General features: G+C 52.5%; 24 protein-coding genes and 1 pseudogene. 16 read left to right on the forward strand and 9 right to left on the reverse strand.

What is annotated here, in order from left to right:
- Positions 1–8 precede the first annotated feature (8 nt).
- The 4 genes from ACYVI1_RS12935 to ACYVI1_RS12950 all read left to right on the forward strand — a co-directional run bounded on the left by ACYVI1_RS12935 (position 9) and on the right by ACYVI1_RS12950 (position 4,398).
- A complete protein-coding gene (locus tag ACYVI1_RS12935; RefSeq protein WP_460910673.1) occupies positions 9–1,382 on the forward strand; it encodes a sugar porter family MFS transporter in 1,374 nt (457 codons plus the stop codon).
- A gap of 338 nt (positions 1,383–1,720) precedes the next feature.
- Entirely contained in the window at positions 1,721–2,197 is a 477-nt protein-coding gene (locus ACYVI1_RS12940) for a RidA family protein (RefSeq protein ID WP_460910675.1), read from the forward strand.
- A 4-nt stretch (positions 2,198–2,201) separates the two neighbouring features.
- Positions 2,202–3,317 (forward strand): D-TA family PLP-dependent enzyme, encoded by a 1,116-nt coding sequence (locus ACYVI1_RS12945; RefSeq protein ID WP_460910678.1) that lies wholly within the window; start codon positions 2,202–2,204, stop codon positions 3,315–3,317.
- Between the two features lie 10 nt (positions 3,318–3,327).
- On the forward strand, positions 3,328–4,398 hold the full coding sequence (locus tag ACYVI1_RS12950; RefSeq protein ID WP_460910680.1) for a dipeptidase: 1,071 nt from the start codon (positions 3,328–3,330) through the stop codon (positions 4,396–4,398).
- Here ACYVI1_RS12950 and ACYVI1_RS12955 read toward each other — a convergent pair whose 3' ends face one another.
- Entirely contained in the window at positions 4,399–5,208 is an 810-nt protein-coding gene (locus tag ACYVI1_RS12955; RefSeq protein ID WP_460910683.1) for a methyltransferase domain-containing protein, read from the reverse strand.
- Positions 5,209–5,369: 161 nt separating this feature from the next.
- On the reverse strand, positions 5,370–5,945 hold the full coding sequence (locus tag ACYVI1_RS12960; RefSeq protein WP_460910684.1) for a MarR family winged helix-turn-helix transcriptional regulator: 576 nt from the start codon (positions 5,943–5,945) through the stop codon (positions 5,370–5,372).
- 128 nt (positions 5,946–6,073) lie between these two features.
- On the opposite strand from ACYVI1_RS12960, the gene ACYVI1_RS12965 reads away from it, so the two are divergent.
- The 3 genes from ACYVI1_RS12965 to ACYVI1_RS12975 are packed head-to-tail and all read left to right on the forward strand — an operon-like array spanning position 6,074 to position 8,880.
- Positions 6,074–6,778 (forward strand): ABC transporter ATP-binding protein, encoded by a 705-nt coding sequence (locus ACYVI1_RS12965; RefSeq protein ID WP_460910687.1) that lies wholly within the window; start codon positions 6,074–6,076, stop codon positions 6,776–6,778.
- Positions 6,779–6,790: 12 nt separating this feature from the next.
- Positions 6,791–7,753 (forward strand): HlyD family secretion protein, encoded by a 963-nt coding sequence (locus ACYVI1_RS12970; protein WP_460910689.1) that lies wholly within the window; start codon positions 6,791–6,793, stop codon positions 7,751–7,753.
- A gap of 20 nt (positions 7,754–7,773) precedes the next feature.
- Complete coding sequence (locus ACYVI1_RS12975) at positions 7,774–8,880, forward strand: ABC transporter permease (protein WP_460910691.1); 1,107 nt, start codon at positions 7,774–7,776, stop codon at positions 8,878–8,880.
- A 203-nt stretch (positions 8,881–9,083) separates the two neighbouring features.
- Here ACYVI1_RS12975 and ACYVI1_RS12980 read toward each other — a convergent pair whose 3' ends face one another.
- On the reverse strand, positions 9,084–10,250 hold the full coding sequence (locus tag ACYVI1_RS12980; RefSeq protein WP_460910693.1) for an aldose epimerase family protein: 1,167 nt from the start codon (positions 10,248–10,250) through the stop codon (positions 9,084–9,086).
- Between the two features lie 229 nt (positions 10,251–10,479).
- Here ACYVI1_RS12980 and ACYVI1_RS12985 point away from each other — a divergent pair, with 229 nt between their 5' ends.
- The 3 genes from ACYVI1_RS12985 to ACYVI1_RS12995 are packed head-to-tail and all read left to right on the forward strand — an operon-like array spanning position 10,480 to position 12,957.
- Complete coding sequence (locus ACYVI1_RS12985) at positions 10,480–11,643, forward strand: acyl-CoA dehydrogenase family protein (RefSeq protein ID WP_460910696.1); 1,164 nt, start codon at positions 10,480–10,482, stop codon at positions 11,641–11,643.
- Positions 11,627–12,376: a PIG-L deacetylase family protein gene (locus ACYVI1_RS12990; RefSeq protein WP_460910699.1), complete on the forward strand. Its 750-nt coding sequence runs from the start codon at positions 11,627–11,629 to the stop codon at positions 12,374–12,376. Before ACYVI1_RS12985 ends, ACYVI1_RS12990 begins: the two co-directional genes overlap by 17 nt.
- On the forward strand, positions 12,373–12,957 hold the full coding sequence (locus tag ACYVI1_RS12995) for a class I SAM-dependent DNA methyltransferase (RefSeq protein WP_460910702.1): 585 nt from the start codon (positions 12,373–12,375) through the stop codon (positions 12,955–12,957). Before ACYVI1_RS12990 ends, ACYVI1_RS12995 begins: the two co-directional genes overlap by 4 nt.
- A 634-nt stretch (positions 12,958–13,591) precedes the next feature.
- Here the strand turns inward: ACYVI1_RS12995 and ACYVI1_RS13000 are convergent.
- Together ACYVI1_RS13000 and ACYVI1_RS13005 are read right to left on the reverse strand one after the other, a co-directional pair.
- A pseudogene (locus tag ACYVI1_RS13000) lies at positions 13,592–14,272 on the reverse strand (glycosyltransferase family 2 protein); the annotation flags it as partial.
- 165 nt (positions 14,273–14,437) lie between these two features.
- The gene (locus ACYVI1_RS13005; protein ID WP_460910704.1) at positions 14,438–17,395 is read right to left on the reverse strand and encodes a glycosyltransferase family 117 protein; all 2,958 of its coding nucleotides are present in this window, start codon (positions 17,393–17,395) and stop codon (positions 14,438–14,440) included.
- Positions 17,396–17,590: 195 nt separating this feature from the next.
- Between ACYVI1_RS13005 and ACYVI1_RS13010 the strand changes: the two genes are divergently transcribed.
- Positions 17,591–18,259: a Uma2 family endonuclease gene (locus ACYVI1_RS13010; RefSeq protein WP_460910707.1), complete on the forward strand. Its 669-nt coding sequence runs from the start codon at positions 17,591–17,593 to the stop codon at positions 18,257–18,259.
- Here ACYVI1_RS13010 and ACYVI1_RS13015 read toward each other — a convergent pair.
- The 3 genes from ACYVI1_RS13015 to ACYVI1_RS13025 all read right to left on the reverse strand — a co-directional run bounded on the left by ACYVI1_RS13015 (position 18,253) and on the right by ACYVI1_RS13025 (position 19,866).
- Positions 18,253–19,131: a bifunctional 5,10-methylenetetrahydrofolate dehydrogenase/5,10-methenyltetrahydrofolate cyclohydrolase gene (locus ACYVI1_RS13015; RefSeq protein WP_460910710.1), complete on the reverse strand. Its 879-nt coding sequence runs from the start codon at positions 19,129–19,131 to the stop codon at positions 18,253–18,255. The two genes, ACYVI1_RS13010 and ACYVI1_RS13015, sit on opposite strands and share 7 nt — an antisense overlap.
- Before the next feature lie 103 nt (positions 19,132–19,234).
- Entirely contained in the window at positions 19,235–19,717 is a 483-nt protein-coding gene (locus tag ACYVI1_RS13020; RefSeq protein ID WP_460910711.1) for a DUF4385 domain-containing protein, read from the reverse strand.
- A gap of 41 nt (positions 19,718–19,758) precedes the next feature.
- A complete protein-coding gene (locus tag ACYVI1_RS13025) occupies positions 19,759–19,866 on the reverse strand; it encodes a DUF4385 family protein (RefSeq protein WP_460910713.1) in 108 nt (35 codons plus the stop codon).
- 143 nt (positions 19,867–20,009) lie between these two features.
- On the opposite strand from ACYVI1_RS13025, the gene ACYVI1_RS13030 reads away from it, so the two are divergent.
- Positions 20,010–20,549, forward strand: a complete 540-nt coding sequence (locus ACYVI1_RS13030) for a DUF1349 domain-containing protein (protein ID WP_460910715.1) — start codon at positions 20,010–20,012, stop codon at positions 20,547–20,549.
- Positions 20,550–20,636: 87 nt separating this feature from the next.
- Here ACYVI1_RS13030 and ACYVI1_RS13035 read toward each other — a convergent pair whose 3' ends face one another.
- A complete protein-coding gene (locus tag ACYVI1_RS13035; RefSeq protein ID WP_460910718.1) occupies positions 20,637–21,278 on the reverse strand; it encodes a pyridoxamine 5'-phosphate oxidase family protein in 642 nt (213 codons plus the stop codon).
- A 103-nt stretch (positions 21,279–21,381) separates the two neighbouring features.
- Here ACYVI1_RS13035 and ACYVI1_RS13040 point away from each other — a divergent pair, with 103 nt between their 5' ends.
- From ACYVI1_RS13040 to ACYVI1_RS13055, 4 genes are all read left to right on the forward strand, one after another.
- Positions 21,382–21,873, forward strand: a complete 492-nt coding sequence (locus ACYVI1_RS13040) for an RNA polymerase sigma factor (protein WP_460910721.1) — start codon at positions 21,382–21,384, stop codon at positions 21,871–21,873.
- Positions 21,874–21,879: 6 nt separating this feature from the next.
- On the forward strand, positions 21,880–22,500 hold the full coding sequence (locus ACYVI1_RS13045) for a hypothetical protein (RefSeq protein ID WP_460910724.1): 621 nt from the start codon (positions 21,880–21,882) through the stop codon (positions 22,498–22,500).
- A gap of 165 nt (positions 22,501–22,665) precedes the next feature.
- On the forward strand, positions 22,666–23,409 hold the full coding sequence (locus tag ACYVI1_RS13050; protein ID WP_460910725.1) for an SOS response-associated peptidase: 744 nt from the start codon (positions 22,666–22,668) through the stop codon (positions 23,407–23,409).
- A 153-nt stretch (positions 23,410–23,562) separates the two neighbouring features.
- Entirely contained in the window at positions 23,563–26,217 is a 2,655-nt protein-coding gene (locus ACYVI1_RS13055) for a TonB-dependent receptor (RefSeq protein WP_460910727.1), read from the forward strand.
- Positions 26,218–26,227 lie beyond the last annotated feature (10 nt).

Here is a 26,227-nt window from a genome sequence, read left to right on the forward strand (position 1 = left end):
AACAAACAATGGCCGTCATCATCCCAACGCCTACGGAAACCGTCAACACCCCTGCTGACATCAACCGGCATTACGTGTATCTCATCAGTGCCATTGCTGCGCTGGGTGGGGTTCTGTTTGGGTTCGATTTGGTCATCATTTCGGGCACGGTTCCCTTTTTTACGACCTACTTCCGGTTAGATGAATTTCAAACGGGCTGGGCGGTGGGCTGCATCAATTTGGGGGCCGCCATCGGAGCATTGATTGGCGGCAAGCTGAGTGATACGCTGGGGCGGAAAAAACTGCTGATGGGCTGCGCCGTTTTGTTTGCCCTCACCGGGGCAGGCACGGGTTGGGCGGGTAGCTTTCCCCTGTTTATCTCGTTTCGGATGTTGAGCGGAGTCGCCGTGGGCGCAGCGGCTTTGGTCTGCCCAATGTACGTCGCCGAGATTTCACCCGCGTCCATGCGGGGGCGGATGGTGTCCTTTTATCAACTCTCAATTGTGATTGGGATTCTGCTGGCCTACCTCTCCAACTACCTGCTCCTGAACACGGGCGTCAATAACTGGCGGTGGATGTTTTCGTCGCAGTCGGTGCCGTCGCTGCTGTTCTTTTTCGGCTTGTTTTTCGTGGCCGAGAGTCCGCGCTGGCTCATCCGAAAAGGTCGGTCCGGCGAAGCGGAGGTCGTTTTGGGTCGCATTGGTGGGCGCGGCTATGCCCATGCCGAAGCCACCCAGATTAAGGCAAGTTTTTCGCAGGAAACCAAAGAGTCCATCACCGATCTGTTTCGAAAAGACTTGTGGCCCATTGTCTTTGTCGGCATCGTCATTGCGGTTTTCTCGCAGGCCGTTGGGCAAAACTCCCTGTTTTCCTATGCTCCGGAATTGTTTCGGCAGGCGGGTATGGCGCAGGATTCCGCCTTTTTGCAATCCATTATTATTGGGGTTATCAACTTCATTTTTACCTTCATTGCCATCGGCACGATTGACAACATCGGGCGGAAAAAATTGCTGCAATACGGTTCGGCGCTGCTGTGTTTAGATGCGCTGGCGTTGTCGGCGGCTTTTTACTGGCAGTTGCCCGGCCCGTGGGTGCTTGGTTTTGTGCTGGCCTTCATCGCCATTTATTCGGCCACGCTGGGGCCGGTGACCTGGGTGGCCCTGTCCGAGATATTCCCCAACCGGATTCGGGGCAATGCGCTGGCTCTGGCAACGCTGGCCTTATGGATCACCAATTTTTTCACAACGGCCTCCTTTCCCATCATGAAGCAATATTGGGGCCTGCCGTTCACCTTTGGCTTTCATGCCGTTTTGTGCCTGATTTACTTCCTGTTCGTTCGGGTTCGGGTTCCCGAAACCAAGGGTAAATCGCTGGAAGAAATCGAGAAACAGTTGGTTAACTGATGCTCCCGACGGGTATGGGTACTGATTGCGCCTGCTCTCTCCTGTCCCCGTAGTAAATCTGCGAAATTCGATTGGGGCGGCAGGAGCGAATTCAGATACCTTCCTGTCACTTCATACAACGTCGATTTTTAATCTACCCCTGACTGCCTCTGTTAAAAATAGCGTAAACTCTGTCGCTATAGTCTTCATTTTTGTGAATAGTCTGTTCGATCTCATCGCTTTTTCTGGTTTATAATTACATATTGCTCGAATCTGTATCCTCTCAAACTGAGGGAAAGGTTATGTTTGCACAAGTTAAAGAAAGTTGTAGATCACACTTGTTATCACGTCGATTTCTTATGCAATCCGATAGCCTGTCTCCCGAAGCTGCTTTTGCCCATACGGGCCTCACCTTGCCGCCCGCACCGAAGCCGATGGGCGTTTATAAACCCTTTCTCATCGACGGAAAATACCTGTATGTGTCGGGGCATGGGCCGGTGCAGGACGACAAAAGCCTGCTTATCGGGCGTGTTGGGGCCGATCTGGACATCGAGCAGGGTAAGTTAGCCGCCCGGCAAACGGGCCTGACCATCTTATCGACCATCCGGGCCAATCTGGGCAGTCTCGACCGGGTCAAGCGTGTTATTAAGGTGCTGGGCATGGTGAATTGCACACCCGATTTTGAACGGCACCCCTATGTCATTAATGGGTGCAGCGAGCTGTTTGCCGCCGTATGGGGACCCGACAACGGCATTGGCGTACGGTCGGCGGTGGGCATGGGGTCACTGCCCGACAATATTCCGGTTGAAGTGGAGGCACTCTTTGAATTAGTTTGACCCCATGGAACAAAACCCCTGGTACTGGATCGACGACATCGCCCAACTCGACACGCCCGCCTTAGTGGTGTATCCCGACCGGGTGAAACAAAACATTGCCCTCCTGAAAAATGCGCTGAGCGATGTCAGCCGCTTGCGGCCCCACGTAAAAACGAATAAATCGCGGGAGGCCAGCCAGTTGCTGATCGATGCCGGCATCCAGAAGTTTAAGTGCGCCACCATTGCCGAAGCCGAAATGCTGGCCATGCTTGATGCGCCCGATGTGCTGCTGGCCTATCAGCCGAACGAAGCGAAAATGCACCGGCTCCTCGACTTAATTGGAGCGTATCCAACAACGGAGTTTTCCTGTTTGGTCGACAACATGACAACGGCCCGCCAACTCTCCGAACTGGCCGTTATGGCAGGCCGGATTGTGCCGGTTTATGTGGACCTGAATGTGGGCATGAACCGAACCGGCATTGCGCCTGGCGGGGCGGTGCTCACGCTTTATGCCGAACTCAACCAGTTGGCGGGTGTTCGGCCCGTTGGCCTGCACGCCTACGATGGCCACCTGCGTAACCCCAGCCTGACGGTTCGCACAACCGATTGCGATGCTGCCTTTTGGCCGGTGCAGCTCCTGAGCGAAACACTGTCGGCGCGGGGGTTTATGAAGCCCGTTCTTGTTGTAGGGGGTAGCCCTACCTTTCCCATTCATGCCAAACGTCCGGGCGTTGAGTGCAGCCCCGGCACCTTTATCTATTGGGACAAAGGCTATCAGACAACCCTGCCGGAGCAGCCGTTTCTGCCAGCAGCCCTGGTCGTGTCGCGGGTAATCTCGCTGCCCGATTCGACCAAACTTTGCTTAGATGTGGGGCATAAATCGGTGGCTGCCGAGGGCGAATTAAGCGAGCGAATCACTTTCCTGAATGCCCCCGATCTAATTCCCATTGGGCAGAGCGAGGAGCATTTGGTGGTAGAAGCGGGCGCCGGTCATTCATTCCGCATTGGCGACGTGCTGTATGGCCTGCCCAACCATATTTGCCCAACTGTTGCCTTGTATGAACGGGCATATCCAATTGAAAAGGGAACAATTACCGGCGAATGGCGCACCCTCGCCCGCGACCGGATGATTTCCGTATAAAGCAAAAACCATGTTCACCATTGACGCCCACCTCGACCTGAGCATGAATGCGATGGAGTGGAACCGCGACCTGCGCCAGCCGGTTGCCCGCCTGCGCGAACGGGAAGCGGGCATGACCGATAAGCCCGACCGGGCGAAGGCCACCGTCGCACTGCCCGACCTGCGCCGGGGAAACATCGGTTTGGTAGTGGCTACGCAAATTGCCCGCTACGTTGCCCCCGGCAATCCACTTCCCGGCTGGCAGTCGCTGGAGCAGGCCTGGGCACAAACGCAGGCCCAGCGAAGCTGGTATGAAGCCATGGAAGCTGCCGACGAGATGGTGCAGATTCGCGACCTGGCAAGCTTAGACAATCACCTGACGCTGTGGAACAACGAGGCACCGAATGCGTGGAAACCGGTGGGTTATCTTTTAAGCCTTGAAGGAGCCGATTCGCTGATTACCCCGGCTTATGTTGAACGGGCGTATCAGTATGGGCTGCGGGCCATCGGGCCCGCTCACTACGGGCCGGGTCGCTACGCCCAGGGCACCGATGCCACCGGGTTCATGGGCGCTGCCGGACGGGCACTCCTGCAGGAAATGGAACGGCTGAATATCATCCTGGATGCCACGCATCTGTGCGACGACAGTTTCTGGGAGGCACTGGGGCAATTCAACGGGCCGGTTTGGGCCAGCCACAACAACTGCCGGGCATTGGTGAATCATAACCGGCAGTTCAGCGATGAGCAGATTCGTGAACTCATTGCCCGCGATGCCGTGATTGGTGGCGCTCTGGATGCCTGGATGATGGTGCCCAACTGGGTGCGCGGCCAGTCGACCCCCGAAGGGATGAACTGCACGCTCTCGGTCATGATCGACCATTTGGACCACATTTGCCAACTGGCCGGAAACGCCCGGCATATCGGCATCGGTTCGGACCTGGATGGCGCCTTCGGCAAAGAACAGTGTCCCTATGACCTGGATACCATCGCCGATTTGCAGAATATCCCCGACCTGCTCCGTCAGCGCGGCTACAGCGACGAGGATGTCGCCAACGTTATGCACGGCAACTGGCTTCGATTTCTGCGCCGGGCCTGGGCGTAATTAAACCCCCTGCCGGGCTTCTATTGCCAGCATATACACCTCCATCGACTCGCCAACGGTGGCAATCCAGTTGTCATACCCGGTGATGGCCTGCAGGCGCTGGGCTTCGGTAATGTACCCTGACTGCACCAACTGCGGACCGCGCAATTCGGCCACTTCTGCCCATAACCGGCTGGTTACGGCGAAATCCGGGCTGCTCCGCTGCGATAGTTCATGTTGGGGTTCCTCGTGAATGTCCTCAAAGCCCAGGCCGCGTAGCTGCCTGCTCACATGGTCGGCAATGGCGTTGTCGAAACCGGCATCCTGCCGCCATCGCAGAAAAGCGTCATAAAATGTTCGCATGGCTGCGGGTGGTGCGGGTGTCCAGCTAATTTTTTCATGGTTGAAGTCGAGGATTGCCAACTGCCCGCCCGGCTTAACAAACCGTTTCATGTTCAGCAGCGCAGCTTCGGGCCGGGCCAGCCATTGCAGCGTTCGCGCGCAGGTCACGAGGTCGAACTGTTCCGTTGTGTCAAACGAATATACATCGGCCTGCTGGAAGGCCAGACCGGGCATGTTGCCCGCATTCTGTCGGGCCTGTTCAATCAACTTTTCGCCGGTGTCGATGCCCAAAACCCGCCCGGCGGGGCCGGTTTTTTCGGCGATGCTGCGCGTGATGGCCCCCGACCCACAGCCAACATCGAGCACGGTTAGGCCCGGACGCAGGTATTTCAGCAGGTTTCGATTGGCGTTTTCCACCGTTCTGCGCTCCAGAATGGGGTTGTGGCCAGCGGGCATGGTAGCCCGTTCGGTGATGGGTTGTTCAGACATAGCGTGAAAAAATGCTGGTTGGGCGACTCAAATGAGCCGCCCAACACCTGCAGGATCCCTTACACCCATAAACCGGTTGAGCTGCAAACATTGACCTTGCGGCCTGCAACCTGTCGGCGGAGACACGCCCTCGCGGAGCGAACCACTAACGGCCATCCCCGCTAATTTTGCGTCATACTGTTTACCACTTTCTGCAACAAGCCTACTAAGTCTTTTTTTTCCTCTAAACTCAACCCGATGGTTAGTTCGGGCATGGTTTGTAGCTTCTCGAAAGCCAGGTTTAGCTTCTCGTTCCCCTTTTCAGTTATCCGAATCAACGTCGCCCGTTTGTCTTGCGGGTGTTGGGCTTCTTGTATAAGGGCTTGGTTAACCATCCTTTTAATGATGTCCTGCCCTGTACTTTGTTCAGTCAATGTCTGATTGCAAAGGTCTTTTTTTGTTGTTTCGCCTACGGTTTTAAGGGTTGCCAAAAAATGAAAGTCGTCTATGCCACCTAAATCTATCTCACTAAAAATATATTTCGTATTGATTTTCATAGACTTATATAACTTACCAATTAAGTGGCCAACCAACGTATTAGCGTTGATGGAGGGGTTATAATCGCCATAGTGCTCTGTCGGATAAGTGCGATTGGGTGTTTCTGTATTCAATAGCCATATAGCAAATGCCTGTAAATCAGGATTTTTATGATTATCCTGGTACGTTTCCCAGGCTGATAGTAATGGCAATACACTCATAAGACAAATATAACGGTTTCGGTCTATTTTAACAGGCCAAGCATAAAACCAAGAAAATAAAAAACGAAAACGTTGTTTATTTATAACGAAACCGCTACATTTGCCTGACTTAATCGCTACTCCGGCAAATGCGTAACGAAATCATTGCTTCGGTTATCGGGGCTTCTAAAGAGTACCAAACAGGCGATACCATCATAACGGCATTGGCTGAAACAACACTGGACATTTATAAAAGTCAATTAACGCTTTTAGTTGGGGCTTCGGGGTCAGGCAAAACGACATTGCTGTCTTTACTCGGTTGTGTCATCTATCCAACAAAAGGCAGTGTTATTGTGAATCAAAGTCAGGTTAATAAGCTGACCTATAAGCAATTAGCAAATCTTCGTTTGGAGACTATCGGCTTTGTCTTTCAGGGCTTCAATTTGCTTTCTCCCTATACGGCTTTACAAAATGTAATGACTCCGCTCAATCTCCTAAACATCCCTGGCAAAGTGGCTCAACAAAGAGCCACCGAAGCATTAAAAAAGGTGGGGCTGGGTGATAGATTAAATTTCCTGCCCAAACGACTGAGTGGTGGGCAACAGCAACGGGTAGCTATTGCCCGGGCTTTGGTAACAAATGAGCCACTAATTCTCTGTGATGAACCAACGGCTTCATTAGACACAAATAGCGTAGGCATGGTAATGGGTGAACTCAAGGCTTTGTCACAAACCGACAGGGCCGTCGTCGTAGTGACGCATGACCATCGCCTTTTTCCCTTTGCCGACCGCATACTTTATGTCAGTAGTGGTCAGGTTTCAGAAAAACCGTTCAATGAAACTCCATTGGCATAAATCGTTTTCAGCATGAAAAAATCGCAAATTTACCCGTTGTCTTTGCTCCTTTTTCTTTGGGCGTGTCATGGCTCGCCAGTAAAAAAAGAAGACCTTCAGGCTGCTAATACGCCGGTCATTAAGCCTAATACGGTTAATCAGATAGTAGGCATTGGCCGAATCGAACCAGAAGGCAAGATTGTGTCACTTGCCGTTAATTCGGGCGGGGTTGTCGTAAAAATTTATAAGAATGAAGGGGCTAAAGTCCAACTTGGCGAGACGCTGTTACAGATAGATAACGCTGTTGAAATGGCTCGAATACAACAACTAAAAAGTAAAATTACTACCCTGCAATCCCAAATTCGGATAGCGGAGAACATGGTTAGCCAAACGCAAATTCAACGCGATAACCGACAAAGCTATTTCCAGCGGATGAAAAATTTGTATGAACAAAATGCGGCCACCCGACAACAGTTTGAAGATGCTCAAGCCGAATATCTGACGCAGGAAAACAAATACGAACGTAGTATAGTAGAAGTGACTTTGGCTAAATTAAAAGCTGCTGAAACCGGGAAAGAGCATCAAACTGCTATTGCTGAATTGCGAAAAAAAGCTGTAAACGCTCCTGCTTCGGGACAACTGTTGGAAATTCTGGTACAGAAAGGGGGTGCCGTTGAGCTTTTTTCCACCTTTGCTACATTTGCTCCTGATGGAAAAACCATCGCAGTTTGCGAAGTTGACGAACTATTTGCAGATAAAATTCAGGTCGGACAGAATGCTGAAATTCATCTAATTGGGAACGAGCAGGTTATAACCTCTGGAAGCGTAATTTATGCTTCGGCTTATTTACGAAAAAAGTCTTTGTTTTCAGAAAAGGCTGGCGATCAGGAGGATAGGCGGGTTCGGGAAGTTAAAATTTTGCTGACCAAACCGGAGGCTTTACTATATAATACCCGAATTGAGTGTAGAATCGACACTAAAAAAACACCGGGATGATACGTTCAGCATTTAGGTTTATGAAGTTTGATAAATCCAAATCCTTTGGGTTGGTATTTGGCATTTTGCTTTGCACTTTCCTGATAGGTCAGCAAATTTCGCTTTTGTTCTTCCACATGGATATGATTGGTTGCTTAGTGAACAACACCAATACTGAAGTGTGGGTAATTGACAATGTGAACCGAAACGCTAATCAATTAGGACGGATTGATGACCGCTATTTACGAGAGGTGCAAAGCGTTGAGGGGGTTGAAAAAGCCTACCCAATTGTCATTGTAAATACACAGGCCAAATTTGCCGATGGACAAAATGCGAACGTTTTTTTAGTTGGTAGCGAAGCCCCAACGTTTATTGCCGGGCCTGATACGTCGAAAATTATAGCGGGCAACCGAAATGATTTAATACAGGATGCGGCCGTAAGTGCTGATTTTTTCGATGCTATGACTTTCGGTGGCACAACCGATATAGGAACAAAATTTGAAATCAATGGTAAACAGGCCATTATCAAAGCCCAAACCAGAGGAGTTCGAGGGTTGGCAGTTAATTTTCTTTACACTACGTTAGACCGGGCCAGATTCTATGGGAAATTTCCCTCTTATTCATATAGTGCGATTACCGTGAACGTAAAAAAAGGATATACGCCTGAAACGGTCGTCAAAAATATAAACCGACACATTTTTGGCGTGAGAGCCTGGCAAAAAGAAAACCTGCGTCAAATGACAGTGGATATAGTACTGGGAAACACAGGTATCGGTATCGTGTTTATGTTGATGGTAGTTTTTGCTGTAATCAGTGGCTTATTTATCATTGCTATCTCTATGTACTCTACAGTCATAGACCATATAAAAGATTACGGAACCTTAAAAGCAATTGGGGCTACAAACAGTTATGTGTCTCGTTTGATACTGACGCAAGCCGTTTTATATGCACTAATGGGATATGGATTAGCTACTTTGTTTTTGGAACTATTTAAAATTATGGTCGCCAACGCTGGCATTTTGTTGACTTTTCATATTCATTTCCGTATTGCTCTACTGATTGTTACGGTGTTGATGGCTGTTTTAAGTTCGTTGTTGGCAATCAGGCGAATTAATGGCGTTGAACCCGCAATGGTTTTTAGGGGATAATTCAAAATTCCTGATTGTCGTGTTGGAGGTTTTGTCGGTGGGAAGCTGCCTTTTCTGTTGAACTGACTAATTCAGTCGTTCGCCCTGTCGCCAGAAAACGGAAGTCTACAGATGACTCCCTGAGACTGCAACCCAACGCCCGCGACCCGCCCACGCAAGCACTTTATGAACCATCACCCACCACCAGATAGTGAAGGCAAACCCTACTCTTTCTTCGCTGAGAACTGATACACCGTTGTGGTTTTGTAGGTCTGGCCGGGCCGCAGCACCGTGGTCGGGAAAGAAGGCTGATTGGGCGAATCGGGGTAATGTTCGGTTTCTAAACAGAGGGCAAACCGTTTTTTGTAGGCCACACCCTCGCGGCCCGTCAGGCTGCCATCCAGGAAATTACCGGTATAAAACTGGACGGCGGGTTCGGTGGTGCGAACCTCCATCGTTCGTCCGCTGGTGGGTTCATAGACGGTGGCGGCCAGCTTCATTGAATCACCCCCACTATTCAGCACCCAGGCATGGTCGTAGCCCATGCCATACTTGATCTGGGTATCGGTTGAGTCGTTGATGCGGCTGCCGATAACGGTTGGCCTGGTGAAATTGAAGGGCGTGCCGGCTACCGGCTCTAATTTGCCGGTTGGAATCAGGGTTTTGTCGACGGGTACAAACCGGTCAGCGTTGAGGGTCAGTACATGATCGAGAATGTCGCGTTTGGCCCCACCCGTCAGGTTGAAATAGGTATGGTTCGTCAGGTTCACAACCGTTGGTTTGTCGGTAGTGGCCTGATAATCAATCTTCAGTGCGTTATCTTTTTGCAGGGTGTAGGTAATCTCAACGGATAAATTGCCGGGATACCCTTCTTCGCCATCTTTCGAGGTATAGGTTAGTTTGAGGCCGGGTTCGTCGCCTTCGATGGGCGTGGCGGCCCAGAGGACTTTGTCGAAACCCACTTTACCGCCGTGCAGGTGATTGCCCATGTTGTTAACAAACAGCGTGTAGGGCTTGCCATCGAGGGTGAATTTGCCTTTGGCAATGCGGTTGCCATAGCGCCCCACCAACGCCCCAAAAAATGGACTTCCCTTCACGTAATCCGACAGCGAATCCAACCCCAGGGTTACGTCCTCAAATTTGCCAGCCTTGTCGGGCGCTGTCAGCCCCACAATAATACCACCGTAATTGGTGATGCGGGCGGTCATTCCAGCCGTATTCCGTAGGGTGTAGAGGTCAGCCGTTTGCCCGTCGGGAAGCTGGCCGTAAGTTGATTTGTCGATGCCCGGCGTTTGGTCGTCGGTTTCTTTTTCTTTTTTTGAGGTACAGGCATTCATAGTTACGCAGGCTGCAAACAGCGCCAGAAATAGGGATTTAGTGAGTATGTTCATGAACTAAAGCGAGTTGAGAAAATAAGGTTTGGGTACTGAACAAAGGTTAACCGTTGTCAATAATACTATAAAGCAAAATTGCCGGATTACTATCCCTGCTCCTAACAGTCGTTTTACTCAATCTATGGTGGTTGTAGCCAAGCCGTAGGCTGTTGCCGGTGTGGTATCCTCGCTATCTATTTCAACCCGAAGGGGTAAACATTTTACCTGATTAACCGATTTGGTTTATATGACAGGCACACCGGCATCGCCCACTTCGCTACAGCCAAAACTAAGGGATAGTCAGCAACTTGATCAACTGGTTAATCGGCTGGCTGACCTGGCCCCGCAAAGCGATGTTGAGGGGCGTTTCCCGGAAATGGAATTTGCGGAACTGGCCCAAGCCGGGTTATTTGCCATCACCCTGCCAAATCGGGAACTTGATTTCGACCAGCCGCGAACAAGTCACCTGCTGCAACTTCTCAAACGAATTGGTACGGGTAACCTGGCCGTTGGCCGGGTGTATGAAGGGCATATCAATGCACTCTATCTCATTCATTTGTTCGGCACACCGGCGCAGCGGGCAACGTACTACGCCGATGTGGCAGACCACCATCGGCTGTTCAGCGTCTGGAACACCCAGGCCGGCAATGGGGTCCGCATTCACGCTGTTGGACCGGATAGATACGTGCTCGAAGGGTGCAAAACGTTCTGTTCCGGCGCGGGCTGGATTAACCGGCCTGTCGTCACCGGCGAACTGACCGGCTCCAACCAGTCGGGCTGGCAGATGTGCATCATCCCAATGGAGCGGGTGATACCTATTCCTGAAGATGCCCGTTTCTGGCAGCCGCTGGGTATGCGGGCGTCGGCCAGTTTCAGGCTGGATTTTACGGGTGTCGAACTGACCCGACATGACCTGCTGGGCGGGCCGGGCGACTACCTGCGGCAGCCGTATTTCAGCGGGGGCGCCATTCGCTTTGCGGCCGTTCAGCTCGGAGCGGCCGAAGCGCTGCTGGCGGAAACCCGTTCTTTTTTAACGAACCTGAACCGCACCGACGACCCGTTTCAGAAAGCCCGCATCGCCGAAATGGCGTACCTGATCGAGTCAGGAAATCAGTGGCTAACCTCGGCGGGCGACAAAACAGATGCCTGGCTGGCTCATCATACGGAAGCGGACAAGATTGTGGCCTATGCCAACATGACCCGCACAGCTATCGAAGACATTTGTCTGCGAACCCTGCAATTAGCCGAACGCTCGGTGGGCGCACGCGGGCTGTTGCGTCCGTTGCCCTTTGAGCGCATTCACCGGGATTTGAGCATGTATCTGCGGCAGCCCGCGCCCGATGCAACCCTCACCGATATTGGGCAGTATGTGCTCCATAATCCATCCCGAACGCATGATCTCTGGCGTTGATCAAACCCATTTCTTTGACCGCAATGTTGAACCGGTCGGCGATGACTGGCTGAAACAAGTTGGCACAACGGTCGTTATTGCCCCGCATCCCGACGACGAATCGCTGGGCTGTGGCGGTGCCATCGCCCTGTTGCGGCAAACGGGCCAGTCCGTATACGTCGTGTTCGTCAGCGATGGCAGCCGGTCGCATCCGCACTCGAGGCAGTATCCACCCGAACGGCTTCGGCAGCTGCGGGAGCGCGAGGCCCTTGCTGCGCTGCACATCCTCGGCGTGGAGCCGGATGCCGTGCAGTTCATGCGGTTGGTCGATACGAAGGTGCCCGCGCCCGGCCAGCCGGATTTTGCCGATGCAGTCACCAATCTGCATAACCGATTGATGGCCATCGCTCCCCAGACCATGCTGATACCCTGGCGACGCGATCCCCACACCGACCACCGGGCTTCGTGGCACCTGACGCAGGCGGCTGTTGAGCAGATGCCGACCAAACCCACGGTTATCGAATACCCAATCTGGCTATGGGAATTGGGTACAGCACAGGACCAGCCCCGCCCACACGAAGTCCGCGCCCGCAGTCTGGCTATCGACTCAGTTATGGAGTTGAAACAGCAGGCCATTGCTGCCCACCGGTCGCAGGTGACGCACCTGATTGATGATGACCCGACGGCTTTTTACCTGTCGCCGGATTTATTACGGTATTTCAGGATTCCTCACGAAGTTTTTTTTATCCCATGAAGACCAGCCTGCCTCAAGCCTACTTCGACGATGTGTACCGGGCCAGCAACGACCCCTGGCAGTTTGCCACCAGTACTTATGAGCGCGACAAGTACGCAGCTACGCTGGCTGCCCTGCCTCAGGAACGGTATGCGAACGTTTTTGAAATTGGCTGCTCCATTGGTGTGCTGAGCCAGATGCTGGCCCCGCGCTGCGACAAGTTGCTGGCCGTTGACGCCAGTGAACTGCCTCTGAATCAGGCCCGTGAGCGGCTGGCCCCGTTTCCGCAGGTAACCGTTCGGCAGATGAGCATACCGAATCAATTTCCCGACGAATCGTTTGAGTTGATTTTGCTGTCGGAGGTCGGGTATTACCTGACGATGGCCGATCTCCGGTGCACACAGCGCCTGATGGTCAATCATCTAAAACCAAAAGGTCAGTTGCTGCTGGTGCATTGGACGCCGTTCGTGCCGGATTACCCGCTAACGGGCGATCAGGTACATGAGTCATTTCTGGAGTTGACCACATCGGGGCAGCCGTTGCAACACCTGCTGGGCCAGCGGACTGAGCAGTACCGGCTCGATCTGTTGATAAAACCGTAGGTGCAGGTAACAGGCGGAGATGAGCACGCAGTACCCGAATAGCGTCTGTAATGGGAATAGGCCGCCATTGATCGGTCCAGTTTTTGTTTAGCATTTGGGCTTCTATATTCTCCCAAAGCTGGCCAAAGTAGAGGCAGGTCGATAGCTGTTGCCGTAGCCAGCCTTCCGAAATACGCAACTCCCGCGCGATGGTGTTGAGGGTTTTGCCAGATAGGGGCGATTGCGGGAGTTGCCAGAGTACCCGCAACCGACGCCGATTTTGGAATTTAGTTAGCCAGGCACCGGGCGGCTCGGCTAACTGGATTTTCTGTTCATTGTGCATCTCAGTCCAGTAACGCAGTTGCTCGGAAAATCCAACGGCTACGCGCCCCCGAAGCCGCGTTGAGGTAAATACTTTTACGGATGGGCTTTTACGGATTTTAGCGTCGGTCCGCAGCAAAGCCTGATAAAACGCTTCATCTTCCAGGTAAGGTACGGCTGGCAATCGGCCAGCCTGTAGGTACATGCGACAGGTTACGGCTAAACTGGCCCCATAATGCTGAAAATGGCGGGGCCAGGGGTCATGAGCGCTGGGGTCGAGCAACGCTTCAGCCTGTGCCAGCAACTGCCGGTACGTCACATCCCGCAGGTGAAAGAGCCGCGCGGGATTGTTGTTGGGATAGGCCATAATACGGCCTGCTACCGCGTCGCAACCGGAAGCTATTTCGGTCATGGTGTACCACAGCCATTGGCTGTCCACCACTGTGTCGCCATCGGTAGAGGCAATGATGCCATCCGGGTTGCCAGCGGTAAGCAGCCGGTGACAGGCTTCGTCCATCAACAGTCGCCGAACGGTGCCAATGTTCGCCTGTGGCGTGGGCAGTTGAATCTGGGCCAGCCGCAGGGGGAAATTCGGGTGTTGACGCTGGTAGCGTTCGGCCAGTTGGTAGGAGTTATCCGTACAGTTATTTGCCAGCAACAGGACTTCATAGCGGGCTGGATCAAGTGGCGTTCCAGTGGCGTCAACCTGCTTTCGTAAGGCATCCAGTGTTTGGGTTAGGTGAACGGCTTCGTCGCGCACCGGTACAATAACCGACACCTGGAGATTGGGCGAGAGGGGTGTTCTGCTGAATAAAAACGATTCTGTTGACGATAGGTCAGGTGCTACTGGTAAGTCTGCAGGCATAGGTCGTTGAGCAAGGCTGACGCCAACATTATGCGGAAGCCAGGTAATCGTAAACCGGCCTGTTAAACAAATTGTTAGGAAATGTTCTGCGATAGCAATCAACCGGGGTCGCCCAAACGATTGGTTGGTTACCAGGTCGCTGAGAGCCATTGTCGGGCCTTAACTCAACCATCAATCTGCTATACCCATAACTAATTCAAGGCAGATTTGGGGCGGCTATTTTCTTAATCTGCCCAGGGTTAGTCCAACAACGGCCCGCTCACTGCTTGTCAGTGAGCGGGCCGTTGTTGGACTAACCCTGGGCAGTAAGCCTACTCAACCAAAGGCATTGATATGCTTCTGGAAGATGGCTTCGTATTTGCTGGCGGCTGCCGTTTGTTTGGCCTCCTTGCAGGCTTCCACAATGGTTTGCAGAATATACAGGTCAGAGTCGGGGTTGCCAAAGCGATTGCCATTGCCACTCTTATCGTAGGCCAGGGCCTGGTCGGCACGGCTGGCCATGATGTCGGCAATTTCAAGGGCCTTTTTGGTGTCACCTACTTCAAACAGGAACCGCACGTAGTTCGACGAAATCTGGTCATATGGAATGCTCTTGTCGGGAATGACCTTCAGCGAGTAATTCAGTACGTCGCGGGCTTTGTCTTTCCGGCCTTCGCGGATCAACTGGTCGGCGAGTCGGAAGAACGCAATCCGGGCCGACACCACGGGTGGACCTTTGTAGGTTTCGTCGTAATAGACATCCGGGTTGTCGAACTCGCGCCAGAAGGTCTTTTTGGTCATGTTGGTGTACATCACGTCCGAATTTACGTAGCCATCCGTAGCGCCCGGAACCGCCACCGGCATCAGCCGATAGGCATAGCCTTCCAACTGCATGTAATTCTTCAGGCTCAGGTAGTTATCGTTCGCCAGTGTGCTGGAGAAATAAATAGGCCGCTTCCAGTTATTGGTGGCAATCATGTCGAGCATGATCAGGTCGGGCTTGTAGAGATCTTTCTTGCCGATGGTCCACTGAAGCGTATCTTTCATGAGTGGGCGCAATGCGGCCGGTACGAAATTAGCCTGATCGACAGCCGCTTTATCAATCGGCAGAAACAGCACCGATGAGGGCAGCACACTCGTCATGTCGCCGTTCGTCAGTGGCACCTGAATAGCCGGGTTGTTGGTCTTAATCAGGTTGATGTACTGCTTGAGGTCGATGCCTCCTTTCACGCCCGGTACTTCGTAGAAGGGCACAATGTCGTTTTTGCCTTTGTTGAAGTTATTAAATTCCAGTGAAATTGGCAGGGCGTCCGATTCATACGCCCTGCGCTTCATCTGCTGAATGTACCACTCCGTACCGAGCAGGCTCAGGTTACACACACGCACGTCGCGCCGGAATCCTTCGACCTCCTGCACATACCAGAGCGGGAACGTATCGTTGTCGCCACCCGTAAACAGGACCGCGTTTGGCGCGCAGGAATTAAGTAGGTTCTTGGCAAAATCGACCGACTGATAGCGTTTGTCGCGGTTGTGGTTGTCCCAGCTTTTCATGCCCATCATCACCGGCAGCAACAGACACACGCCGGCGACCAGGCCGTTCCGGGCGATGTCTGATTTCAGCGTATTGCGGAGACCCTCAGCCAGGGCCATCACGCCCAAACCGAGCCAGATGGCAAAGAAGTAGAACGACCCAACGTAGATGTAATCGCGTTCGCGCGGTTCCGATGGGGGGGAGTTCAGGAAAATTTGCAGGGCAATACCGGTAAACAAAAACAGCAGCCCTACAATCAGGAAATCGCGCCGACGGCGGAAGTACTGGAACGCAATACCGAACAGGCCCAGCGCAAACGGCAGCATGTAAAAATTATCGCGGGCTTTGTTGTTCTTCAGCAAATCGGGCGCGTTCTGATCCGACGACCAGGGCAGCAGGTAACCCGCGCCTTCTTCATCGCTCTCGCGCCCGGCAAAATTCCACATCAGGTATCGCCACCACATGTGGCCCAACTGGTAGCTGAACAAATAACTCAGGTTATCGCCCATGGTTGGTTTCTGCCCTTCGGCAAGGCCCAGCATCTGCCGATAAAGCTGCGGGTGATTTTGCTGATTGCTATATACCCTGGGGAACAGCATCTGGTCGCCGGGCGCATACACATACTCCGGCTGGTGGTCGAAGACAACGTATTTATTGCCTTCTTTCTTCCACATGGCGGCTCCGGGTTTCTGGTCGACGGGCCGGGCTGTGAACACAGGTCCATACAGGAGCGAGCGGCTGCCGTATTGTTCCCGACGCAGATATGACAGGAAGTTTAGGGCATCGCTGGGATCATTTTCGTTGATGGGCGGGTTGAAATCGGCCCGCACCAGCACCTGCATGTAGGAGGCATAACCAATGAGGACAAACGCCAGCGACAGCAGAGACGTATTCCAGATAACCCGCTTGCTTCGGGCCGACCAGATAATGCCGTAGACCAATGACCCAAGAAAAATGATGATGAAGAAAAACATCCCCGAATTGAAGGGCAGCCCAAGCGTGTTCACGAAGAACCGCTCCACAACGAACGCCATCCCCGGCAGGCCCGGAATGATGCCTGAATTGATAATGCCGAGAATAACCAGGCCAATGCCAAACGCAGCGGCTCCCCCCCAGAAGGTTGGTTTAGGGTATTTTTTGAAGTAGTAGATCAGGGCCAGCGCGGGCAGTGTCACGAGGTTCAGTAAGTGAACACCAATGGACAGACCCGTCAGGTAGGCAATTAAAATGAGCCAGCGGTTGGCGGCTGCTTCGTCGTCGATACGCTCCCATTTGAAAGCCGCCCACACCACAATGGCTGTAAAGAACGACGACATGCCGTACACTTCGGCTTCGACCGCCGAGAACCAGAACGTGTCGGAGAAGGTGTACGCCAGCGCGCCAACCGCCCCCGTGCCAATAACCAGCAGGGTGTCGCCGGTGGAGTACTCACTCTCCAGTTTGCCCAACGACTTCTGCGCCAGCATGGTGATGGTCCAGAATAGAAAGGCGATGGTGAACGCACTGGCCAGCACCGACGCCATGTTGACCCAATAGGCTACGTTGGTCAGGTTGCCGAAGGAAAACATCGAAAAAATGCGACCCAGCAGCAGGAAAAACGGGGCACCCGGCGGGTGCGGCACCTGAAGTTTGAACGAACACGCAATGAACTCGCCACAGTCCCAGAAACTGGCGGTGCGCTCAACGGTGCTCGCGTAGGTAAACAGCGCGATAGCGAAAGCGGCCCAGCCCGTGAGGGTATTCAGGCGTTTGAATGATTGCATACGGATGAGATTAGCGGACTGTTTTTGTGTAAGTAGTGGCCAATTCGGCGGGTAACCGCCGGGACCAGGCCAAAATTACGTAAAAAGCAGCCCGACCGGGTTGGGGCGGGCTGTTAAAGTTTGTTAAGGAAGGAGCCGGTATTTTTCGGACATAAATTCAGAAATTGTCATTATGTTTGATACTAACATAGTTGTATGAAAAATGAGATGGGGATGGAAGCGGCAATTCATGTTCAATTGGATGGTAAACAGGTAGCCCGACTCGAAGCCGGGGGCGTAGTTGCTATTCCAGCTTCGTGGGATGATTTTATGGAATTTCTGGCCGATACGCCCTACCGGGCTGAGTATCATAACGGACGGATTATTATTATGGGCTTAGCCGCATTTTATCACGAGGTATTGATTATGGCAGTCGGTGATATTCTTCGCCGAATTTTAAAGGGAAAAGGATACTTTGTGGCAGGTAGTAATGTTGGCGTCCTGAAGGAGGAAGGCAAAGGGTATTATAATCCTGATATTACGGTTGTAAAAGGTAAACCTATATTTCGGAAAGACTCAACGGCCATCATTACGAACCCTTATTTTGTTATAGAGGTGCTGTCCGAGTCAACGGCAGCTTACGACTTTAATCATAAACTGCGTAAATATCAGGGAGTCATTAGTTTGCAGGAGGTAATATTTGTAGACCGCTTCGACATATCCGTTACCGTTTTTCGTCGAACGAACATAGCCAATACCTGGACGGAGACGATTTACGAGAAAGCAGATGAACATGTCCGCATAGCCGGAGAACAGGAGGTTCCGCTCCATGAATTCTTCGCTGATCTACCTGCCGAAGCCCTCGGCGAACAGTCGACTCAATAAACCTCGCCCCGCGCGGCTTTCAGGGTGTTCTGCATCAGCGAGCAGATCGTCATCAGGCCAACGCCACCGGGAACGGGCGTAATGAAACTCGTTTTTGGGGCTACTTCATCAAACTTTACGTCGCCTTTGAGGGCGAAACCGCTTTTCTTGCTGGCGTCCGGCACGCGCTCCAGGCCCACATCGATCACAACGGCCCCCTCTTTCACCATGTCGGCGGTAACGAATTCCGGTTTGCCGAGAGCCGCCACCAGAATATCCGCCGAGCGGCAAATTTCGGGCAGGTTTTGGGTGCGGCTGTGGGTGATGGTAACGGTGCAGTTGCCCGGATAGGTGTTGCGCTGCATCAGAATCGACATGGGCAACCCCACAATCTGACTCCGGCCCACGACCACGCAATGCTTACCGGCCGTTTTGATGTCGTAGCGTTTAATCATCTCCAGCACGCCCTGTGGCGTAGCCGATATGTAGGCGGGCAATCCTTTGGCCATCCGCCCGATGTTGATGGGGTGAAACCCGTCGACGTCTTTGGCCGGGTCGATGGTTTCCATGATGCGGTCGGGGTTGATGTGGGCCGGCAGGGGGAGCTGCACAATCAGCCCGTCCATATCGGGGTTGGTGTTCACCTCACGGACTTTGTCCAGCAGTTCGTCTTCTGTAACCGACGGGTCGAAGCGAATGAGCGTCGAGTGCATGCCGACCTCTTCGCAGTTTTTCATTTTCGAGGCCACGTAGGTTTCCGACGCCCCTTTGTTGCCAACCAAAATGGCTACGAGGTGCGGAATTTTGCCGCCCTGTTCACGAATCTGGGCGACCTGTGCCGCAATTTCGAGTTTAATTTGTGCCGAAAGGAGCTTACCGTCAAGGAGTTGCATAGGTCAGTGGTTAGTCGTCAGTCATCAGTCGATAGTAGATTAACGGTATGAATTAACTAACGACTCTGCTGCAAAGATACACCGCTATAGCAGACTGGGCATATTACCCGTATTTCTGCTGCCATTCCTTTTTCATCCGTTTGTACTCAGCATCTTCCCGTGCTTCGAGATATTTGCCGTAAAAAATCCGGGCCGATTCGGCTTTCATGGGGTCTTCCACACGGGGGAGTTGCTCGCGCCCGTGTGCGCCCGACTGGCCTTTTTTGTCGGTAGGAACGGGGCCGTCGTATTTTTGGCCGCTGGCGTGATTGGCGTATCGCCTGGCACGTGTGTATCCCATTTGTAAAAACTTCCTGGCCATATCCATGCCGATGAAGTCGCCGTTTTCTTTATAGGCCAGAAATAACTGATAAATTTTCTCGGATGACTCGCGGGCAATTTCCGGCGTCTTGAACCGCCAGTAGGGGAGAATCTCAGCTTTGTATGGCATGGCTGTTAGAACACCCATTTCACCAATCTTTACTTTATACTTCTCCGGGTGTTCCCTAAAGTCGATGCCGTAATAGTCAGAATTTGGTTTTGTCATAGCCATATTGTTCAAGTACCGTTGTTAAAAGCAATCTATCACTAACAACCCTGCTCACCCTTGCCCACGCGGTAGAGTTCAGGCTGTTCGCGCAGGTTCAGATTTTGGTAGTCGAGGTCGTAGTTGAAGGCGCGGTTGTTGATTGCCATTGGCTATTCAGTAAGTTGAACGTCTCACGCTAAACTCAGTTGGCAGCTAAACGTTTGTTGGCAACAGGCTGTTTTCTATTCCTGCCGGATTTAATCGCATCGCTACTGGCAACATTTCTGTATTTTCGCCAAAACCAGTAACTATGACTTGGTACAATGAACCACAAATCTGGTCGGAGGATAGCGATCAGGTTTACCTGCGTGTCGAAAATGATACTGATTTCTGGCGTATAACGCATTACGATTTTGTCCGCGATAATGGGCATTTTTACTACCGGGAACAGGCGGGTGATTTCGTAGCGAGTGTACACGTAACGGGGCAGTATAAAAACCAGTACGATCAGGCAGGGCTGATGATCCGGCTCGATGAACGCAACTGGATCAAAACGGGCATCGAGTATGTCGATGAGCAGCAGCATATCAGCGCCGTAGTCACGCGCGAGTTTTCGGACTGGTCGGTTTGCCCGCAACTCCATAATCCGTCGTCGGTGTATTTACGGCTGACCCGGCAAAACGACGCGGTACGCATTGATTATTCGTTCGATGATTTCACCTACCAGATGCTGCGGCTGGCGTATTTCCCCGCCGATAGTCCCGTACAAATCGGCCTGATGGCAGCCGCTCCCGATGGCGCAGGTTTCGACGTAACGTTCACCCAGTTTGCCGTGCTGGATATTTCGTGACGGTTGTTTAGTACGACACCGGGTTAAAACCCGGCGCAAGTAGTCAGACTAACTGTATTGCATTGTGTAGCGTGTAGCGTAGCCTGATTACGGCGCCAGCCACACCTTTTTGGATTCGGGTTCATACTGAAACCGCGCCCGTGTTTGTCCACTGCGGCTCAGGTGCAGGTATTCCATCGCCAGCACCCGGCATTCAATTACTGCGAAGTTTTTGCGACCCGCTTCACTCTCCTGCTCCGAGGGTAACTCATTGCCCAGATGCTCGGGAAAACCAGGGTAGGGGCCGGGCTGTTCGCTGCCGGGCGCGGGCGCGGAGAGATACATTTTGCGGCTGCCCACCCAAAGCGCCTGCCAATGTTCATCGGCTATGTGGTCGTCGGTATGAAGCCGGGTTTCAACCGTCAGCCGGAGTTGAATTTGCCGCGTCTCATCCCAGAATAGCAGCATGGCGGTTGGAAACGCTTCGAGTTGAATTACCTTTTCGGCCCGGGCGTCGGTATGGAACCAGACGTAGTTTAGGGTGGTATCGACCTGGCGCAGCACCACCGTCCGGGCGTCGGCTCCCTTCGCTGTGCAGGTGGCCAGGGTCATCGTTTTAAACTGGTCCTGCTCTTCTTCGATGGCCGACGCGAGTTGTTGCCAGCTATCCCGTTCAAGGTCAGTGAGGGTGACTGAATGATGGGGGGTATCTGTTGTTTTGAGAGAGGGTATTTGCTTGACAGTGGGCATAGATGGTTCTGGTCAGGTTAAATTAACGGGCAGTTAACTTTTTTTGTTTGCAATTGTAAGTTTTTGGGTAAGTCGGCGACTAACGGGTTAAAGGCAATCAGGAATGGAAACCGAATTCATACAGAGTATTACTGCCCACGCCCGGATTCTGCACAAGGTATGCCGATTGTATGGCCGGGATGAGGAAGACCGGAAAGACCTGTATCAGGAAATGGTCCTGCAGCTTTGGCGGGCCTTCCCGTCCTACCGCCGGGAAGCTCAATCCTCGACCTGGATGTACCGGGTTGCCCTGAATACGGCTATTTCTCTGTTTCGATACCAGTCACGCCGGGTTGCCCCGATGCAGGCTAATGATGAGTTATTGGCTGTGGTTCAGGCTACGGGTGCGCCCGAACTGGATGAACGCATTGACCAGTTCTACTCCGCCATCGAACACCTGTCGCCGGTTGAAAAAGCCCTTGTGTTTCTGTATTTAGATGATAATTCGTATGACGAAATTTCCCGAATCATGGGCATTTCTCAGTCGAATGTGGGCGTTAAGCTGAACAGAATCAAAAGCAAACTGAAACGAATAGTGGCCATAACCAACAAATAAATGAGCATGGAAATAAACCTGGATGAATTTAAAGCCACCTGGCAGGCATACGACCAGAAACTCGATTCGACTCAGCAATTAAGTCAGCAGGTACTGGCTATTGTTCAGCGCAATCGGTCGACGAGTACGATTGATAAAATGATTCGGGAGTTGCGGCTGCCCGGCGCCATTCTGCTAACCCTCGTTGTGTTTTTCAGCGCGGTCATTGCGGGTAACCCCTTCGATTATACACAATGGATTCATTATCTGCCGGCTGTTTGTTATACCCTTATTGCCGCCACCGGCCTTTATTTTCTGCTGCACCACAACAGCGACTTGCGCCGGACTACGCTCCATACGCACGACTTGCACCACGCCCTGACGGATTTGATTCGATTGCGTACCCGGCATTCTGCCCTGATGAAATGTGTCTGGCTGCTGGCCATGCTGGCCGGTTCAATGATTATGCTGCCTATTGTTGCCCGTAAATTTGCCGAAGCCGGTTGGCTGTATAGCCTGTTGATTGTGTTGTTGCCAATTGGTCTGACTGCAGTGTCGATTGGGCTGGCGTCGCTGGCGGGTATGTTTAAAGACCGTTACCTTGATGAACTACGGGAACAGGTGAAGGAACTGGAGGACTTTCACTAAACCGGCTTGAGTGCATTCTGTAGATTCCGTATGCCATATCTCCAAGATATGGCATACGGAATCTACAGAATGCACTCAAGCCGGTTAAACAGCATAACCGAAGCGGGTATTTGGTGGTTAAGTTAGTACACCAACGGGTAGCCTTCGGGCGGGCCCATCTGTCTCATGTGTTTTCATAAGTCACTCAATGCCAACGCTTCAGAGCTTGAAATTCGCTACGAAGCCGTGTTGCCACCTTCGGCTGATTTTCAGCCGGTATACCATGCCAACGCCTACACGCTCCCGGCCTGGCCCATCATTACCCGCCAGGAACCAGGCAAACTGCAACTGATTCACTGGGGGCTGATTCCCCGATGGACACGAAATCAGGAGAGCGCCGACGAAATTCGCACGAAGACCATCAACGCCCGCGCCGAAACAATTTACGAAAAACCGTCGTTTCGGTCGGCGGCCCAGGCCGGTAAGCGGTGCCTGATTCCGGTGACGGGCTTCTTTGAATGGCACACAAAAGGCAGCAAAAAATTTCCGTTCTACATCAGCATGAGCGACCAGAAAATTGCGTCGATTGCTGGCTTGTGGGACGAGTGGCCTAACCCCGATACAGGCGAGTTGATACCGACCTACACATTGCTGACCACCGATGCCAATCCATTGCTGGCGGCTATTCACAACACCAAAAAGCGAATGCCGTGCGTACTGACCCCCGAAGCCGAACACGCCTGGCTGCACAACGACCTGAGCGAAGCCGACGCGCTGTTGCTGCTGACCGCGCCCTATCCGGCCCGCCGGATGCACAGCTACAGCATCAGCAAACGCATTACATCGAGAACCGAGCCAACGAATGTACCCCAGGTGATAGAGCCTGCTACTTACCCGGAATTAAGCCACACTACACAGTTATTTAGTTGAGTAATCCGGCCCGTTTGTCCCCCATGAAGGCCGTTTGTGTAGAATTAGATTTTTTTGAGAAATTTGCCGCCAATTTTGGTCAACCGAGTTGTCTATTGGGATTATACCAAGTTACCCGGTAAGTATATCTATACAAATGTTTCCAGCCTGATTATGAAAAATGCACTACTATCCTTCCTTATAAGCACCGCACTGCTAACCCTGCCAACGGGAGTTCGGGCGCAGTTTCCTCCATTTCCCGGTGGCGGTGGGCAGCAGCGGCCAGCCGTAATTCCCGGAACCGCCAGCGACGATTCGCCCAGAGGTAATGCCAAACTAACGGGTATCATTATGGATTCAACCAACAGCAAACCGGTTGAATTTGCCAGCATTGCCCTGATAAACACCCAAACGAAAAAACCAATTGATGGAACGGTGGCCGATGATAAAGGAAAGTTTACGCTGACCAAGCTGCCGGAGGGCGATTTTCAGGTGCTGATCTCCTTTGTTGGGTATCGGAACAAGACCATTTCGAGCGTTAAGCTGAATCGCAAAGGCGACATTAATCTTGGCCTTATTAAACTGGCCGCCGATGTCAGAACCCTGAACGAAGTAGAAGTTGTTGGGCAGGCGTCCTTAGTCGAAGAAAAAGTGGACCGGCTGGTTTATAATGCCGATAAGGACCTGACCGCCAAAGGGGGCGATGCCACCGACGTGATGCGTAAAGTACCGCTTTTGTCAGTCGATTTAGACGGTAATGTGAGTTTGCGGGGCAGCAGCAACGTGCGGGTCCTGATTAACAATAAACCCTCCACCATTGTGGCCAGCAGCGTGGCCGATGCCCTCAAGCAGATTCCGGCCGACATGATTAAGACGGTTGAAGTGATCACCTCGCCCTCGGCTAAGTACGATGCCGAAGGCTCGGCGGGCATCATCAACATCATCACTAAGAAAACCACCCTGCAGGGCTTCACGCTGAATATTGATTCGGGCGTTGGCAACCGGGGCAGCAACCTCGGCCTGAATGGCAACCTGCGGACTGGTAAAATGGGCTTTAGCCTGAGCGGATTCGGGCGGGCGAATTACAATGTCGTCGGCAATTTTGCCAATACTCAGACAACCGTTGGTAAAAACGGGACAACCACCACCGAGCAGAGCGCTGATACGCGCAACCAGGGTGTTTTCGGGCAATACACGCTCGGCTGGGATTATGACATCAGTAAAACCAGCGCTATTACGGCCAGCCTGCGGTATGGCGCCCGCAACAACGTCCAATACCAGGATAATTTTCTGACCAAAACCAGCGGACTATATTTCCCGACTTACAACAGCCGGAATGTGCAGACCAAAGACCTGTCGGGCACGGTCGATGCGAACGTCGATTATACCCGGACCTATGCCACGCCACAGCAGGAACTGAGCCTGTCGGCGCAGTATAGCCGCAACAACCGAAATAATGATTTCACGGCCGATATTCTGAGTTCGGCTGATTTTTCGACCATTACCTCGCGGCAGCAAAACCTGAATGACAGCTACAATCAGGAGTCTACTTTTCAGTTGAACTACCAGACGCCAATTGGCACGAATCAATTGATTGAATTTGGCGGAAAGGGCATTTTCCGGCAGGTCGAAAGTTCGTTCAGCTACAATTATGGCGTTGGTACGGCCAGTTTTTTGCCCGACCCCAACCGAACCGGCAACACCCTGAATTACGATCAGAACATTGGCGCGGGTTATGTGTCCTACACGTTGACCACCAAGAGCAAATTCACGATAAAGGTGGGAACGCGGTATGAACACACAACCATCAATGCCAACTACAGCCAGAATCAGCCAGGCGAGCAGGGTGGAGCTGCCGGGCAGGATCTGGGCATTCCGGGTTATGGCAATTTGGTGCCCAGCATCAATATTTCAAAATCGCTGAAGGGTGGTAAAACCATCAAACTGGCCTACAACCGTCGGTTGCAGCGACCCGGCATTCAGTTTCTGAACCCCAACATCAACGCGGCCAACCCCACCAACATTACACAGGGAAACCCGTTGCTGTCGCCCGAATTGACCGATAACGTCGAGTTGAGCACCAGTGCGTATGTCAAAAGTGTTTATCTGAATGTGTCGCTCTTTGCCCGGCAAACCAACAACTCCATCACCAGCGTGCGCGACACAGTTACCTCCAGTGTGGGGCAGGTAACCAACCCGGTTCTGTCGCAGGTAATTCGCACAACCTATCTCAACATTGGCCGCGAATCGGCCTACGGAACGAACGTATTCGGTAATGCCACCCTGTTTTCCAAATGGCAGATTGGTGGTGGTTTCGATTTGTATTATGCCTATCTAACCAATAACAACGCGGCTTCCATTTACCAGGCCACCAATTCGGGCTGGGTCATTACGGGGCGGGTGTTCACCAGTTTGAATATCAAAAACGGCTGGGGTTTGCAGGGATTTGGCTTCTTTCGGGGCAAAGAGATTCAGCTACAGGGCTACCGGGGTGGATTTGGTTTCTATAGCATCGGGGTGAAAAAAGACCTTAAAGACAAACGGGGCAGTTTCGGCATTGCGGGTGAGAATTTCTTCAGCCACCCATTCACCATTCGCTCCGAGTCGGCATCCCCAATTTTCACCCAGAGCAGCGTTGTCAATCTGTACAATGCCGGTGTTCGGGTCAACTTCAGCTACAAGTTCGGTAAACTGAGTTTCGATACACCACAGCGCAAACGGGGCCGTTCGGTTGAGAACGACGACGTGAAAGGGGGCGAAGGCGGTGGCGATGGTGGCCAGCAACAGCAGCAACCCGCACAGGGCGGGGGCGCCCGCAGACCGAGGTAGATGAGCGGGG

Source organism: Spirosoma areae, from assembly GCF_054781775.1.